At 39.2% G+C, this 15,945-nt stretch carries 17 protein-coding genes and 1 pseudogene; 15 read left to right on the forward strand and 3 right to left on the reverse strand.

From position 1 onward, the window contains the following. Positions 1 to 264: 264 nt before the first annotated feature. Positions 265 to 420 (reverse strand): hypothetical protein, encoded by a 156-nt coding sequence (locus ACWIUO_RS09250; protein WP_454177616.1) that lies wholly within the window; start codon positions 418 to 420, stop codon positions 265 to 267. A 31-nt stretch (positions 421 to 451) separates the two neighbouring features. Between ACWIUO_RS09250 and ACWIUO_RS09255 the strand changes: the two genes are divergently transcribed. Then, positions 452 to 610: a hypothetical protein gene (locus tag ACWIUO_RS09255; RefSeq protein ID WP_454177617.1), complete on the forward strand. Its 159-nt coding sequence runs from the start codon at positions 452 to 454 to the stop codon at positions 608 to 610. 350 nt (positions 611 to 960) lie between these two features. On the opposite strand, the gene ACWIUO_RS09260 is transcribed toward ACWIUO_RS09255, so the two are convergent. Continuing rightward, complete coding sequence (locus tag ACWIUO_RS09260; protein WP_454177618.1) at positions 961 to 1,617, reverse strand: hypothetical protein; 657 nt, start codon at positions 1,615 to 1,617, stop codon at positions 961 to 963. Between the two features lie 25 nt (positions 1,618 to 1,642). Next, the gene (locus ACWIUO_RS09265) at positions 1,643 to 2,227 is read right to left on the reverse strand and encodes a DedA family protein (RefSeq protein WP_454177619.1); all 585 of its coding nucleotides are present in this window, start codon (positions 2,225 to 2,227) and stop codon (positions 1,643 to 1,645) included. A gap of 320 nt (positions 2,228 to 2,547) precedes the next feature. Between ACWIUO_RS09265 and ACWIUO_RS09270 the strand changes: the two genes are divergently transcribed. The 14 genes and pseudogenes from ACWIUO_RS09270 (at position 2,548) to ACWIUO_RS09335 (ending at position 15,869) form a co-directional block, all read left to right on the forward strand. Beyond that, the gene (locus ACWIUO_RS09270) at positions 2,548 to 3,135 is read left to right on the forward strand and encodes a bacteriohemerythrin (RefSeq protein WP_454177620.1); all 588 of its coding nucleotides are present in this window, start codon (positions 2,548 to 2,550) and stop codon (positions 3,133 to 3,135) included. Beyond that, positions 3,119 to 3,310, forward strand: coding sequence for a hypothetical protein (locus ACWIUO_RS09275; RefSeq protein WP_454177621.1), 192 nt, complete (start codon positions 3,119 to 3,121; stop codon positions 3,308 to 3,310). The genes ACWIUO_RS09270 and ACWIUO_RS09275 overlap by 17 nt, the downstream gene beginning before the upstream one ends. 113 nt (positions 3,311 to 3,423) lie before the next feature. Further along, positions 3,424 to 4,632 (forward strand): threonine ammonia-lyase, encoded by a 1,209-nt coding sequence (gene ilvA / locus ACWIUO_RS09280; protein ID WP_454177622.1) that lies wholly within the window; start codon positions 3,424 to 3,426, stop codon positions 4,630 to 4,632. 239 nt (positions 4,633 to 4,871) lie between these two features. Continuing rightward, on the forward strand, positions 4,872 to 6,179 hold the full coding sequence (locus tag ACWIUO_RS09285) for a hypothetical protein (protein ID WP_454177623.1): 1,308 nt from the start codon (positions 4,872 to 4,874) through the stop codon (positions 6,177 to 6,179). A 107-nt stretch (positions 6,180 to 6,286) separates the two neighbouring features. Next, positions 6,287 to 7,003, forward strand: coding sequence for a pilus assembly FimT family protein (locus tag ACWIUO_RS09290; RefSeq protein WP_454177624.1), 717 nt, complete (start codon positions 6,287 to 6,289; stop codon positions 7,001 to 7,003). A gap of 193 nt (positions 7,004 to 7,196) precedes the next feature. Then, complete coding sequence (locus ACWIUO_RS09295) at positions 7,197 to 8,420, forward strand: DegT/DnrJ/EryC1/StrS family aminotransferase (RefSeq protein ID WP_454177625.1); 1,224 nt, start codon at positions 7,197 to 7,199, stop codon at positions 8,418 to 8,420. A 524-nt stretch (positions 8,421 to 8,944) separates the two neighbouring features. Next, a pseudogene (locus ACWIUO_RS09300) lies at positions 8,945 to 9,298 on the forward strand (PDC sensor domain-containing protein); the annotation flags it as partial. Between the two features lie 1,032 nt (positions 9,299 to 10,330). Beyond that, positions 10,331 to 10,771 (forward strand): methyl-accepting chemotaxis protein, encoded by a 441-nt coding sequence (locus ACWIUO_RS09305; protein ID WP_454177667.1) that lies wholly within the window; start codon positions 10,331 to 10,333, stop codon positions 10,769 to 10,771. 317 nt (positions 10,772 to 11,088) lie between these two features. Then, the gene (locus ACWIUO_RS09310; protein WP_454177626.1) at positions 11,089 to 11,784 is read left to right on the forward strand and encodes a chemotaxis protein; all 696 of its coding nucleotides are present in this window, start codon (positions 11,089 to 11,091) and stop codon (positions 11,782 to 11,784) included. A 101-nt stretch (positions 11,785 to 11,885) separates the two neighbouring features. Continuing rightward, a complete protein-coding gene (locus ACWIUO_RS09315) occupies positions 11,886 to 13,235 on the forward strand; it encodes a peptidase U32 family protein (RefSeq protein ID WP_454177627.1) in 1,350 nt (449 codons plus the stop codon). A 336-nt stretch (positions 13,236 to 13,571) separates the two neighbouring features. Continuing rightward, positions 13,572 to 14,399 carry a hypothetical protein gene (locus ACWIUO_RS09320; protein ID WP_454177628.1) on the forward strand — a complete coding sequence of 276 codons (828 nt, stop codon included), beginning with the start codon at positions 13,572 to 13,574 and terminating at the stop codon, positions 14,397 to 14,399. 10 nt (positions 14,400 to 14,409) lie between these two features. Continuing rightward, entirely contained in the window at positions 14,410 to 15,009 is a 600-nt protein-coding gene (locus ACWIUO_RS09325) for a hypothetical protein (protein ID WP_454177629.1), read from the forward strand. A gap of 46 nt (positions 15,010 to 15,055) precedes the next feature. Then, on the forward strand, positions 15,056 to 15,469 hold the full coding sequence (locus ACWIUO_RS09330; RefSeq protein WP_454177630.1) for a hypothetical protein: 414 nt from the start codon (positions 15,056 to 15,058) through the stop codon (positions 15,467 to 15,469). A 10-nt stretch (positions 15,470 to 15,479) separates the two neighbouring features. Then, positions 15,480 to 15,869: a hypothetical protein gene (locus ACWIUO_RS09335; RefSeq protein WP_454177631.1), complete on the forward strand. Its 390-nt coding sequence runs from the start codon at positions 15,480 to 15,482 to the stop codon at positions 15,867 to 15,869. Positions 15,870 to 15,945: the final 76 nt, after the last annotated feature.

Below are 15,945 nucleotides of genomic sequence, written 5' to 3' on the forward strand. Positions count from 1 at the left end.
ATGACTATGTAACCGATAAAAACGGCAATGTCATCGGTAACAACAAAACCAAAAAAGCCAAAAAATCTAAGTCAAAGAAAGAAAAATCCAAAAAGTCTAAGAAGTCCAAGAAATCTAAGAAAAAAACCATTTATATTGATGGGTAAATTTTGTGTTTGGATTTATTTGGTTTTTTTTAGTTTTATTTGATTTTTTAGATTTATTTGTTTTGTTTTGTTTTGTTTTTTTTTTTTTTTTTTTGAGTTTATTTGGTTTTTTTTAGGTTTATGGAGGGGAATCGTCATTGTGATAATTTGCAATGTCATTGCGAGCGGATTTGATAAAATCCGCGTGGCAATCCAAATAAGCCCCCTCCCTTGCGGAGGGGGCTAGGGGGTGGGTAGATTCGTCATTGCGAGCCGTGCTTGCACGGCGTGGCAATCTATGTATCAGTTTTTACAAAAGCGTGTTTTTGGCATTTTATGGTGATAGATTGCCACGCAAAAATTCGCTTACGCTCATTTTTGCTCGCAATGACGATGGGAGGGTTGATTGCCACGATTCTAGTCTTTTTCACAAAAGCCTAGAATCTTGCAATGATGAAATTTCCCTTGTCATATTGAGTGTGTAAGGGCGAAATATCTCTGTTTGAGTTTTGCATTTTAGAGATACTTCGGGCTACGCCCTCAGTATGACAAAAATTTTTTGTGGATTGCCACGAATCTGCAACTTTTGACAAAGTCGAAGATTCTCGCAATGACTAAAACAAAAATCATTGTTTGTAACGATAGAAACGATAAAAATGATAAAGATGGTAGAAATGATAGAAAATTTCCTTGTTTCTATTTTGTCGTCCTTATCGCCATTTTGTTGATTTTGAAATTTTTTAAGTTTTTTAAGTTTTTGAAGTTTGTGTGGTTTTTGAAGTTTGTGTGGTTTTTGAAGTTTTGTGTAAAATTTGTAAAAAAAATCAAGCAGATTCTACCATTTTTCGCCTATGCCTAGCAATAAACAGCGGTTTATCTTTGGTAGGGCGCATAGCGCGTAAAATCTCCCCTTGCTAGCGTTTCTTATGTTGGCATTTCGTGCGCTCTCTGTCTCTCTCTCGCTTTTTCTACCATTGCCCATTATGGTTTGCAAATCGCTAAAATATCTAGGCTGAAAATTTAGATACACCCGCACACTCTCATCGCTAGCAAGCCTAGCATATACGCTCACCCCCCCTTGCTCGCTGTATAGTGGCGCAGAATCCAAAAACCCCCTAAAAAACACAAGCGGTTTTTTGATTTTGTGTCGCTCCCGCCACGATAGATTTTTATACACAGAGTAATCAATCAGCGAATACCCACGAAAGCGCAAAAAGCGATTGTCTAGCGTGTGTTGCAAAATCTCTTTGTGCCGTTTTTCTAGGTTTGATTCAAAAAATTGCAAAAAATCATTTGCATTTGGGAGGGCTTCGCTTGATTCATTAGGCGGAGTTTCTCTTTTGCCTGATTTGTTTTTGGAAGTGCGTAGGTATTCTTGGTGTTTTTTTGTCTCGCTAGATTCTGTTTTGCCAAATGCAAAATCTATCCCGCAAATACACCAAAACATCGCACAAAAAGCAAAAATCCTTAAAATCTTATGTGTATTTTTCATTACGCATTTGCCCAAAATCTAAAATCTATTTTTCTAGCAATTTTGGCTTTGAGATTTTGTTTAGCATAAATAGCCCGATAGCCACTATTAAAAGCAATGCGATGACTGCTAAATATGAATATTGACCATATTTATCAAAAAGTGAAATGATAAATTTGGAGCTATAAAACGCCACACTTCCTAGCGCGCTAGCCCATATCACGCAGGCAAAGGCATTTAGAATCAAAAATTTTTTTAGATTGTAGCGACTAACGCCAATCGCCACAGGGACTAAAAATTTGATTCCGTATATGTATTTGTTGATAAAAATCAAAATCGCGCCATATTTGCGTAGCCAAAGGTGCATAAGCGCGATTTTTCGCCTATGTTTGCTTAGATATTTGCCAAATTCTTTTTTCTCATAGCGCACGGCATACACAAGGCTAGAGCTACCAAATACATTGCCCAAAGTCGCTATAAATATGCTAAGAGGCAAGCTCATCTGCTCGATGCTAGATAGCACTCCCGCTGCCAAAATCCCCACATATCCGCTACCCATACAATAAATAAATAGCGCGATATATCCCCACGATTCAAAAGAATCTTTAAAAGAATTTATAGTAGATTCCATATTTTGCCTTTTATATTTGTTTTTTAAGATTTAGTGTATTTGTGATAAATCAAATCGCTCAAAAGCGCGAAAAACGCGCAAAAACACAAAGTAGGCATTATATCTATATAAAATCTACTTTATGCAAATTTTAAAAAACAAAATCTCATAAAATGAGTTTAAACTCTAAAAAGCCTATTTTAAAATTGCATTTTAATGTATAATTATTCACTTTTTGAGAGAATGATTTGCCCAAAGAAATGTTTTGAGTAGAAGTGATTTTGGTGGCAAAGCATTTTGCAAAAAAGATTTGATAAAAAAACAAAAGCGGAGTTTAGGATATGGATTTACCTCAATGGGACGAAAAATATAGCATTCACAATGACGCCATTGATGCGCAGCACAAAAAGCTATTTGACATCGCTTATCGCGTGGGACTGCTGATAAATAGGCAGGCTAGTAGCGATGAGATAAAGCAGATTTTATCCGAGCTATTTGAGTATATGAAGGTGCATTTTGCCGATGAGGAAGCGTATATGGAGAGTATCGGCTATCCAAATTTAGAGCAACAAAGAGAATCCCATCAAGAAATCATTTCAAATATGACAAGCCTTATCCAAAATATCCGCTATGATTTTAAGCAAAAGCTAGCCATCATCACGCAAGATTGGCTCATAGAGCATATATTAAGAGAAGATATGCAAATCGAAAAATGGCGAGCCTCCCACAAAGAAGAAGCCCAAAAAAATTTAGAAGAGCATAAAGAGGTGCTCCATATCTACACTTGTCAATGCAGAGAGGAATTTCACTTGCTTGATACCATTCACAAAAAAGTCCAAAAAGGCAAGGTGTTTCACTGCAAATCCTGCGGGCAGACGATAAAATTTGTCCGCGATGAAAGGCAATCAAGCGATGCGGATAAAATCTAGCAAACAAAACAAGCCCAAAAGTCAAGCCAAGCAAGAATCAATCAATGTAGGAATCAATCAATGCGGGAATCTAGCCAATATGAAAATTTATCAAAAAAGAGAATCAAACATTGATTTAAATATTGATTTTGCAAATTTAGATTTTGTAATTTTAGATTTTAGCTACCGCAAATAATCTTAAAACACAAAATCTAGCACAAAATCTAGCAAGGCGGACACGATTTCACAAAAAACGCCCACAAAAAAACAACACAAAGAAAACACCAAAAACACCATAAAGGAAAATCTATGCTACCCCTAGAATCCATACAAAAAGCCCACAAAATCATAGCCCCCGTGATTGAGCGCACGGCTTTTTCTTACGCGCCTAAGCTATCCAAACTCACAAGCGCAAATATATATCTAAAAAAAGAGAACTTGCAACGCACGGGGGCTTTTAAAATCCGTGGCGCGTTTAACAAAATCGCTCAAATGAGCGAGCAATCCCGCGCAAAAGGCGTAATCGCTGCAAGTGCGGGTAATCACGCGCAAGGCGTGGCGTATTCTGCGACACATTTTGGGATTCCATCTGTGATAGTTATGCCTGAGGCTACGCCATTGCTAAAAGTGCTAGCCACAAAAGAGCTGGGCGCAGAAGTCGTGCTAAGCGGGGATAACTATGATGAAGCATACTCAAAGGCTTACCAAATCGCAAAAGAGCGGGATTTAAGCTTTATCCACCCATTTGCCGATGAGGAAGTGATGGCGGGGCAGGGGACTATCGCGCTAGAAATGATAGAAGAGCAGGAACTAGATTTTGTGCTTGTGCCTATCGGTGGAGGCGGGCTAGTAGGCGGAATCCTAAGCGCGTATAAAGCCCTAAGCCCGCGCACCAAAATCATAGGCGTGCAAGCCAAAGGTGCAAATGCGATGGCGACTAGCTTTTATGCCAAAAAGATTCAAAATTCTACTTCGGTGCGGACGATTGCCGATGGGATAGCTGTGCGCGATGTCAATGCGCTAAATTTCTCATATATTTGCGAGGGTTTAAGCGCGATAGTTGAAGTCGATGATGAGGAAATCGCAAGCGCGATTTTATACTTGCTAGAAAATCAAAAGCTAGTAGTCGAGGGTGCAGGGGCTAGCGGAGTGGCAGCCCTGCTCCATCGCAAGCTAGAAATAAAGCCAAATGAGCGCGTAGGCATAGTGCTAAGCGGTGGAAATATCGATGTAACAATGCTAAATCTTATCATTCAAAAAGGGCTTATCAAAACCCATAGACGATTGCAACTCCAAATCGTGCTTATGGATAAGCCCGGTGCTTTGCAACGGTTGACAGAGATTTTGGCGAATGCAAATGCAAATATCGTCCAAACTGATTATGATAGGACTTCGATAAACCTAGCCTATGGCGATGTGTATATCACGCTAGCCATTGAGACAAAGGGCGAGGCACATAAGCAACAAATCTGCAAAGAGCTAAAAGCAAATGGGTATGAATTTAGCGAGATTTTGTAGGGATTTTGTAGAAAATTTTGTAAGGCTATGGTGTGAGATTTTGCAAAAAATAGATAAAAATTTGATTTTGGCAAAAATAGATTTTGCCTTGTCGTGCAAGTTGTCGTGCAATTTGTGGGGTGCAAAATCTTGGCGTAAAATTGTGTCGTAAAAAGCGTTGTAAAATGTCGCAAAATATCGTGTAAAAAGTGGCGTAAAATCGTTTATTAAGATTCTAAAACTTATGGGAAAAACATTAAATGGCAACTGATACAAATCTAACAACCAAAATAAGTCAAATCCTTAAAAAAATCTATTTTTATGTGGCGATTTGGGCGGATTCTACCAAGAGGGTGGAGCGCAAATATGATTTGGTGGATTTGGGATTTTTGTGCATTATGCTAGCAAGTGTCTCCACACTTAGCATTATGATAGCCCAAATCTCTATCAGTAGCAAGGAAATAAACGCGCTTTTAGACGCAAAAGATTCTTATCTTTTTTCGTGGGTAAATTTGTGCCTTGAGATTTTTGGGCGCAATGATTACGCACTTCGCGGGAGTTTTGTGGCATTGCATTGTCTAAATATGCTACTTATGTATAATCTAGGCAGAATCTACCTAAAAAAACCTAGCGATTCGCTGCTACTTATGGCGTTATACGCGCTTTTGCCCGCGACAAATCTAAGCGCGATTTTGCTGTATAAAAGCGGGTTTATTTTGTTTGTTTTGTTGCTTATCTGCTATTTGCAGATGCGCGATTCTCGTCCGCCTTATATTATTATTTTTGTGGCAGGGTTTTTGGATTTTGCTTTTAGTGCGGTGTTTGTGGCACTTGGTGCATTTGCGATAAAAAAAGGCAAGACAAAGACATTTATCGCTTCGATTTTGGGATTTGGCATAAATATGTATTTGTATGAGGATTCTATCGGTGGCGTGCCAAAGGCGTATTGCTTGGATTTGCTAGGAAGTATGGCTATGCTTTTTTCGCCATTTTTGTTTTTGTATTATGTTTATACGCTTTATGCAGCACTTGCACGCAGGAGGGAGGATTCTCTTATGGTGTATATTGCGGCTAGCTCTTTGGTGCTTATATTGCTATTGTCATTGCGACAAAAGGTAGATATTACGCAATGGACGCCGTTGCTTTTGGTGGGGCTTCCTGCGCTTGTGTTTGGATTTTTTAGCGATATTCGCGTGAGGCTAAAACCTTACAAAAAACGATTCAAAATCCGCCTAAGCCTTATCGTTGGGCTACTTGTGCTTGAGACTTCACTACTTTTTGGCAACAAAATCACCTATCTTTTTTCGCCTAAGCCAAATTTTGCCTACTCTTATTATGTCGCAAAAGATTTGGCAAATGAGCTAAAAAAGCGCGAAGTTTTTGCCATAAAGACGCAAGATTCTAGTCTTGCTTTGAGATTAGGATTTTATGACATAGGTGTGGGCAACAACGCCTGTCTTTATCACTCTAAGCCAAAAGGCTACAAAGCTGAAAAAATCGATATAAATTATTTTGGTGTGTTGGTGGAGAGATTTTTTTTGGTTTTGCATAATGGTTGCCGTGTTTAGATTTTGCCAAATTGTGATAAAAAACGATTTTGCAAAAAATGGATTTTAAAAAATCATAGATTTTAGAGAATCGATTTTATGAAAATGATAAGGGTTTGGATAGTTTTATGCGTGCTTCTTTTAGTTTGTTAGAGATTGTTTTTGGGGTTGTGATTTTGGGGCTTTTTGTCTTTTTTGCTATGCCAAATAAATCCATAAACACGCATATTTCTTTGCAAAATGCCACCTTGCACACTCTCTCTCATATTCGCTATACACAGCATTTGGCACTAAATGATTCGCTAGATTTTGCAAATACTTCTCAAGCTAGCACGCTAAGCAAAATGCACCCTTCAATTAGCCCAGATAAACTCACAGAATCAAATAAAAACTTTTGGCAAATCCAATTTCACCAAAGCGGAATCTACACGCCACAAAGTTTTAGCATATTTTTTGATACGCCTAGATTTTCGCCTACTACTGATAGAGATGAGCAGCCAAGTGTAGGCGATATAATCGCTGTGAGTGGCAAAAACAAACGCTGTCTATCAGGGTATAGCAATATAAATATTTCCATAGAATGTCGCAACAATGCTGAAATTTCTGTGCGTTTGGGGGAGTTTTTTGGGATAGATTTTATCTCGCTAGATTCTAATTTTTTCTGCCAAGAGATGGGGACTTTTCGCATAAAGTTTGATAGATTTGGCAAGCCTTATTGTGGCAAAAATGCGCTATCTCTAAACGCGCCGCTAAAAATCACCCTACATAAAAAAGAAGCAAAAAAATCCATCTGTATCCTGCCAAATACGGGCTATGCTTTTATCTCCCAAAATGGCGAATGCTAAGCGTGTATTAAGTGTGTTTTGGGCGTGTATTAAGCGTGTGCTAGGCTCGCGCTAAAAATATGCAAAAATCCAAAAAAACGAAACTTCAAAAAAGATTTTGTTAAAAAAACTTGCCGATTTTAATTTTTGCTTGCGGGGCTTAAAAACCCCCGCAAAATAACCGCTATGCAAATAGCATAAAAAAGGCAAGGATATGAAAGAGGTAAAAAAAGTCCCATTTTTGGACTTAAAAGCGCAATTTGAGGATTTGCAAAAAGAAGTGCTAAAAGGCATAAAAAGCGTATGCGAAAACGCGGAATTTGTGCTAGGTAGCGCGGTTAGGGAGTTTGAGGAAAATTTTAGTAGTTTGGTTTTTAGCCAAACGCCTAAAAAGCCAAAAGAAAAGCTAGATGAAGCGGTAGAGGAGCTACTTCATAGCGCGTATCATAAAAATCACTGCGTAGGCGTGGGCAATGGCACAGACGCGCTTCAAATCGCGCTAAGGGCGTTAGATTTGCCACCTCATAGCGAAGTGCTAATCCCCGCAAATACTTACTTTGCCTGCGCAGAAGCCGTGCTAAATGCGGGACTAAATCTTGCCATAATCGATTGTGATGAAAAAGGTGGATTTTGCATAAAAAAAGAGAATCTAAGCCCAAAAACAAGTGCTTTTATCGCTGTGCATTTATATGGCAAGGTGCTTGATTTGGATTTTTTGAGTGATTTTGCTAAGCAAAATAATCTAGCGTTTGTCGAGGACTGCGCTCAAGCACACGGAGGGAGTGATAAAAAAGGGCGAAGTGTGGGGAGCGTGGGAGATATAGCGACTTTTAGCTTTTATCCGGGTAAAAATCTAGGCGCGTATGGCGATGGCGGAGCGGTGCTATCAAAAGATATAAATCTAGTCCAAAAAGCTAGGCAAATCGCAAATCACGGGCAAGAATACACAAATGACGCGTTTGTAAAAAATCATCACATAGCATTAGGATACAACTCAAGGCTAGATTCTATCCAAGCAAAGATTCTAAACATTAAGCTAGCATTGCTCCAAACGCATAATGAATATCGCGCTAGGGCTGCTAGGAGGTATGCTATTAGATTAGAATCATTAGCACAAAAAGGATACCTTGCATTGCCAGAATCTAGCGAATCAAATGTGTGGCATCTTTTTGTGATAGAGTGGCTTATGGAGGGAGAAAAAAGCAGGGAAAATCTGCATAATTTCTTGCGACAAAATGGCATAGAATGCGGTATCCACTATCCAAATGCGCTTAGCGATATAGCGGTGCTAAAAAATGATAAACGCGTGCGGATATTGCCTACGCCAAATGCTTTTAGACGCGCTAAAACTATCCTAAGTCTGCCTATGGGAGAGCATCTAAAAAACAAGCATATCGAATACATTGGCGACAAAATCGAGGAATTTATCAAAAAATAGATTTTGCAAAATCCAAAAAATAAGCAAAATCTAACGCACAAATATCGCAAATAAACTACATAATATTTATAAAAAATGCCGATAAAAATCAAAGCGAAATGTTTGGAAAAACTTTTGTGATTTGTCCTTAATTTTGTGCTAATAAATTTTGTATTTTTGGTGTATTTTTTGTGTTTTGTTAGCCTAAATTAAGGAAAAATTTGCAAAAATTCCACCACTTCAAATCCAAATACAAAAGGAAGGAAAAGGCAATGTTGCAAAATATGAAACTTGGGACAAAAGTCGTGCTGTTTATCAACGGCATTGTTATGGTGATTATGGGCTTGATGGCAGTTACTATCTATATGCGCTCTTCTAGCATACAGACGGAGGAGAGCAACGCCCTAATCAAGTCGATTTCAGAGCGATATTCTCAATATATGCAAGGATATATGGGCGATGTGGTTAGCTCGCTAAAAACCACTGATGTCGTGCTAGAATCGCTTATCCAAAGAGGTAGCGGAAGCGCGTATAGCCAAGAAATGATGCAAAATGTCTTGCTAGGTGCGCTAAATAGTAATATCGTGGCTAGCTGGACATATCTGTATCTAAAAGACCCTGCGTATAGGGGTGAAAATATCGTAAATCCAAAACATAGGCTATCAAATGGAGAATTTTTGATTCTCACAGAGGACATTAACCACACGCAAAAAGGTGTCTTAGTGCCTGCTGATGATATTGTGCTAAGTTTTAAAGGGCTAAAAAAAGCGATGGAGAGCAAAAATGTCGCTATAAGCCCGCCTGCGTTTAAAAAAGTCAATGGCAGACAAATGTATGGCGTATCTGTGAATGTGCCTATTTTTGATGCTAATAAAAATGTCATAGGTGTGATTGGCACGCTTGTAGAGACAGATATATTTAGAGAGAGAATCATCGAAGAGCTAAAATCTGGGCATATAGAAGGGGCGTTTCCTTTTGTATTGCTAGATGATGGGACGATTTTGGTGCATAATGATTTGAAACTGCAAGGGGATAATCTTGCAAATGTAAATAAAGATGCCACCGTATCTAAGCTACTACAAGTGGTAAAATCCCACCAAGACAGCGTGCAAATCTACAAAACCACAGCTGGACTATCTGGCTATGCGAGTATCAGCTCTTTTGAGGTAACGCCGGGTAGCGGGACTTATTGGAGTATGGTAGTGGCTGCGCCTGAAGATTCTGTGATGGCGCCTGTGTATGCCTTGCGAAATGTCATCGTGCTAGGCTGTATCGTGGGGCTTATCGCTATCGCATTGCTTGTGGCGTGGTATATCAAATCTCGCGTGGTAATGAGAATCGGCAAAGTCTCTGCGACACTTCTAGCGTTTTTTAAATACCTAAACCACGAGACAAATACCCCTCCGCCACCGCTAAAAATCATAGTCGCGGGCGATGAAATCGGGGCTATGGGAATCGCGCTAAATGAAAACACCAAACGCACGCAAGAAACCCTAGAGCAAGACGCAAGCGTGATAAAAGAAGTGGTGCATATGGTAGATGAGGCAAAAGCGGGTAGGTTTGGCAAAAATATCACACAAAGCACTAACAACCCTCAAGTAAATACGCTAAAAGAGAAAATCAACGAAATGTCTCAAACGCTATTTAACCTTGTGGGTGGGGATTTGGAGCACCCTGCAAGAGTGTTTGCGTCATACCAAAAAAATGACTTTACGCCAAGAATCGACAATCCTCAAGGGCTAGAAAAAAGCATAAATCAGCTAGGGGATTCTATCGTGGATATGCTAAAAGTCTCCGCAAACTTCGCAAAAGAGCTAAAAGGGCAGGCTGAAGAACTAAGCAAATCTATGCAGATTTTGACAGAGGGATCACAAACCCAAGCTAGCTCTGTGGAGCAAACAGCCGCAGCAGTGGAGCAAATCAACTCTTCTATGCAAAATGTTGCAAGCAAGACAAACGAAGCGACACAACAAGCTGAAGACATAAAAAACATCGTAAGCGTGATAAAAGACATAGCCGAGCAGACAAACCTTTTAGCGTTGAATGCCGCTATCGAAGCAGCTAGAGCGGGTGAGCACGGCAGAGGGTTTGCAGTCGTGGCAGATGAGGTGCGAAAGCTAGCAGAGCGCACCACACGAAGCCTAAGCGAAATCGAAGCAAATGTAAATATCCTCGTGCAATCAGTAAATGAGATGAGCGAATCTATCAATGAACAAACAGAGGGCTTAGGGCAAATCAACGAAGCGATTGAGCAGTTTGAGAGTATCACTCAACAAAACTTGCAAGTGGCAAACAGCACAAACGAAGTTACTAAGCGCGTAAATGGTATCGCCCTAGAAATAGCTAATGACACGGACAAAAAGAAATTCTAAGCCTTTTTGATTGTGTTTAGATTTTGCGCTTTTTTGCGTTTTTTATGTATTGAGAGGTTTTGATAGCGTTTTTTATCAAGCGTCAAAAACCTCTCATAAATGTTTTTATAGTCGATAAAATTTTTCTAAGGATTTTTGATTTTTTTAGAATTTTTACAAGCGGATTTTTTAAGTGTATTTTTTAATGTTTTTACGCAATATTTTTTAAATTGATTATGTCTATTTTGCAAACGCAAAGCAAAACAAAAAAAACTAAAACTACCCAAAAATTTCAAAAAAATGCTATAATCGCGCAACTTCTATCGTTAGGAGCGATAATGACTCAAGAAGAATTAGACGCGCTAGTGAGTGCAGGTGCTACTAGTGCTGAAAGTGCCGAGATAGATTTCGCCACACAAGAATCTAGCCAATCCAAGACACAATCAAAAGATGAATTTGACACGAACAACTTTCGCGTAGAGCCCTCCAAAGAGTGGCCCCCACCTCCGCCAAATAGCGATCACAAAGTCGTCCATCAGCTTGATGATGTTACGCGTGATACGGAGGCAAAAGCGGGCGAAGTGTTTGACCAGCTAGATATTATCGGGGCAAACGCTGATGATGTCGCAAAAGCTGCAAAATCCCTCAAAGAATACCTAGCAAAACAAGAAGAAATTTTTGCCAAACTTACAGAAAGATTCCCAAATGTCAAAGCATTTGCAGAATCCGCTGAAAACACAAAGAGTGCCAAAGATAGCGTAGCCAAAATCATTGATGGGGCAAATGCCTGCTCTGATGCTATGCTACAAGCGATGGATATAATGCAATTCCAAGATATTAACAGACAACGAATCGAGCGCGTTATCAATGTGATGCGTGCGTTGGCACAATATATGAACTCCCTTTTTGAAAGCAAAATCGATGATAGCAAACGCGTATCAAGTGCCGTGTATATACAGGGCGATGACAATGCCGATGTGGCAAATGCCGAAGAAATCGAAAATCTAATCGCTTCTTTTGGTGCAAAAAATTAGAAAAACTAAAAAAAATCAATGACACAAAACCAAGCAATGCAAAATCTAGCTCATAGATTTTGAAGCGACACTTACCGCAAAGATTTATCAAACCACAAAAAATGCAACATACAAAATACCCCCAAATCCCACAGCTACTATCCCCCGCAGGCAATCTACACAAACTAAAAGTGGCTCTAGCTTATGGCGCAGACGCGGTGTATGGTAGCCCTAGCCAGTTTTCTTTGCGCTCGCGTGCGGGGCAGGCTTTTGGGATAAAAGATTTTGCTTTGGGCATAGACTACGCACACAAAAAGGGTAAAAAAGTTTTTGTAACCATAAATGGATTCCCGTTTAACTCCCAACTAGAATCCCTAAAATCCCATATCTTAAAAATGGCAGAGCTAAAACCAGATGCCTTTATCGTAGCCGCCCCGGGCATAGTAAGGCTGTGTAAAAATCTAGCCCCGCAAGTGCCTATCCACCTCTCCACCCAAGCAAATGTGCTAAATGTGCTTGATGCGCAAGTGTTTTATGATATGGGGGTAAAGCGCATAGTCGCCGCACGCGAGCTAAGCCTAAAAGACGCGCTAATCATCAAAAAAGAGATTCCCAAGCTTGAATTAGAGATTTTCATACACGGCAGTATGTGTTTTGCGTTTTCGGGGCGATGTCTTATCTCATCGCTACAAAACGGACGAATGCCAAATCGCGGAAGTTGCGCAAATGATTGTCGATTTGACTACACATATTTTGTGCGTTCAAAAAAAAGTGGCGAGCTAGTAGAATTTGATGAAAATGAATTTTATGCCAAAAACCCCGATAATGGCGTGCTTTTGCGACTGCAAGAAGAAGAGGGATTTGGCACGCATATCTTTAACTCAAAAGACTTAAATCTAGCTAGCCACATAAAAGAAATCATCGATAGCGAGTGCATATCCGCGCTAAAAATCGAAGGGCGCACCAAAAGCACATATTACGCAGGGATTACCGCACGCACTTACAAAATGGCACTAAACGACTATGAGCGCGGAATCTTTGCCCCCCAAATCTACCAAGATGAGCTACACACGCTTAAAAATCGCGGATTTACTGATGGATTTTTGGTGCGAAAGCCATTTGAGCGACTAGATACGCAAAATCACTTCACCGCGATAAGTGAGGGAAGCTACCAAGTAAATGCCGAAGTAAGCGAGTGTGGGGAGCTAGCGATGTGTCGGCATACTATCCGCGCAGGCGAGGCAAAAGAGATAGTCTCTCCGCTAGATTCTAAAATCATCGAAAAAAAAGGCTCATTTGGCGAAATCTACAAAAAAACCGAAAATGGACGCGAAAAATACTTTATGCGATTTGAAAAAATCCTGCTAGAAAACGGCAAAGAGCTAGATTCTATCCATAGCGGCAATACAAACGCATTTGTCCTACCCGTGCCACTCCCGCCTTTTAGCTTTTTGCGCGAACGGATTTTGTAGATTTTGCGTATTTTTGGGGTTTTTAGATTTTGAGCGTTTATAGATTTTTTTAGATTTTGTGTTTTAAAATCGTGCCAAAATCCACCATAAAATCTAGCAATAAAATAGATTAAAGCCAAAAAATTACGCGTTTTTTTTAATCTTTTTTGCTTTATAAAAAAACAAAATTTTTTTTAATTTACTTTTTTTGTATTTTTATGCGTTATGATTTTTGCTTGTTTTTTGGCTTGAAGCTAAAAACGCATAAAAACATTTCCAAAGGAGATTATCTATGAATCACAAAGACTCTCTCTCTCTCTTGTAAATAGCCTTTTTCTTTTAGTATGCCTTTCATTTGTGCAGGCAAACGCTGATAATACTTTAGATTTTTCATCTAAGACTACTAAAACTACACAACCAAATCAACCAACTACGCAAGATTTTCAAAACACCCAACAACCAAAACAACTGCCTACAAAACTGCAAAATCGCAACAGAGGCAATTTTTCTTTTGAATTTGGGATAGGATATGTCGCAAGCTGGTTTAATGCTAGACAAAGTTTTGCACAACCTGCGCTATTTGGAGATGGAATCGTGCGACAAGAATTAACCAAAGACAATTCTTTAGCGCACGGTGTAGATTTGTATTTTAATGGAAACTATTACATAAAAGAACGATTTGGCTGGACTTTTGGTGTAGGAATGGAATTTATAGATATAAATTGGAAAAATGGTGGGCTTTATGAGATTTCTTATTACAGCACGAGTTTAGAAGCAAACAAAAGCGATTTTTTATACGCTATGTATTATCACACGGGATTTTTTGGCGATGTGTGGCGACACAAAAATCAATCATTGCGACTTTTTGGGACGATTGGCGTGTCGATAGATTTTCTAATCGGTGGTTTGTATGAAAAAGCAAAACCTGATTGTATAAATTCATACTACGGTGGAATCTGCACGCCAACATACACAAGCATTTATGACACCACAGACAAAACCATTTCTGCTACCCTACCCATACAACTAGGGCTACGATACAGCTTTGCGAAACGACACGGAATCGAAGTTTTTGGCAAATATCACGCACTTAGTTGGAATTTCACTCAAGCGCACATAGCCCCAAATCTGCACACAAAGATTTCACGCGGTGCAAGCGTGGGTGCGCGCTATGAATACAAATAAAGGAGCAAAAATGAAAAAACTTATCATAAGCCTTTGTGTTATTGCGCTATTTTCTAGTGTAGCCCAAGCAAAGCAAAAATATGACCCAAACAAAGATTATGGATTTGTGCTAAATGAAAAAATAAATGGCATACAAAATCCACCTCCAAACAAAGCTAGAATCTATGGCTTTATGCCAAATAAAACTCTCTACTACACTACTCGCTACAATGCCACTATACACACGCTAGAGCAAGCAAATAATGACTTTAGCGAGGGATATTTCTTTGGATTTACGCGACCGGGCGAGGCGTTTTATATGGATATTGTGCCAAGTGGAGAGCCTGTATTTATCTCTGCCAAAATGGGTGCTAGAAAGCATATTTATTTCACTCCACAAGCTGGGAAAATCTATTGTGTCAAAATGGAGCTAAGCGGAGGGCTTAGCACGAGCGCAAAATTCACACTCATCGAAAAGCAAGAATGCACTACCTATGTATCACAGCATATTAGAAGTGATTTTATGAGACAATGGCTTGAGGATAAGCAGAGGTTTGAAAATCCACCAAAAAAAGAGGAAAAACAAACCAGCTCAAAAAGTATCTCACAAGATGGCGAGTGGGATTGGTAAAAAACTTAAGAAATATAAAAATATCAACACAAGGGAGAATTTAAATATGAAAACAGGGACATATTTGTTATGTATGGTGATTTTTGGGATTTTGTTTAGTGGCTGTGCTACGATGATAGATGGGGCAAATCAAAAAGTGCTACTTATGACTTCAGATAGGCAAAGTGTAGTCGCAACCATCGGCAAAGAAAAAGTGCAACTGCCCGCAGAAATAGAGCTACCACGAAAAGGTGTGCTTATCGAAGTGCTAGCAGTGGATAATGCGGGCTATAAAGATAGCAGGGTGCATTCAGCCGTCATTGGTGCTAAAGTTAGTAATCCAAAAGCTAGCTGGCCTGTGTTTATATATCCGCTTTATCTTATATCATTTAATATTGATTTGGTGTCAGGTGCTGCATATCAATACAGCAATGAGCAACTAATAATCCCCGTATATCCGCAAAAATGCAACATAAAATAAGGAGGCAAAAATGAAATATGTTTTGAATAATGTGTTGAAAATATTAGCATTTGGTTTATTGGCATTTCTTTTTAGCGGTTGTTCAAAAGCATTTGTAACAATGGTAAGCTCTGATGGAGGCAGTCCTATCATCACAATCGATGGGCAAAAAGCTAGGCTTCCTGCAAAAGTGTGCTTTAACTGCAACAAAAAACAAGCACAAATCAAAGTAAAACGCAAAATATTCAAAGGTGGCAAGGAAGTGCAGATTCTAAATGAGGATAACCCAAGCTATGAAAATAGCTCGGTAAATTCGGAGTTTTTGATTTTTAGCGCACAAAAGGCAAAAAATCTAGGAATAAAAAATGGGGATAAAAAATCAAAATATGTGATTGTCCCTGCTTATCCAAAATGCCAATAAAAGCCACAAATTCCTAACAAAAAACGCAATCCAAAAATCATAATCCAAAAAATTACCATCAAATAACAAAATCTAA

This window comes from Helicobacter sp. T3_23-1056, assembly GCF_053654535.1.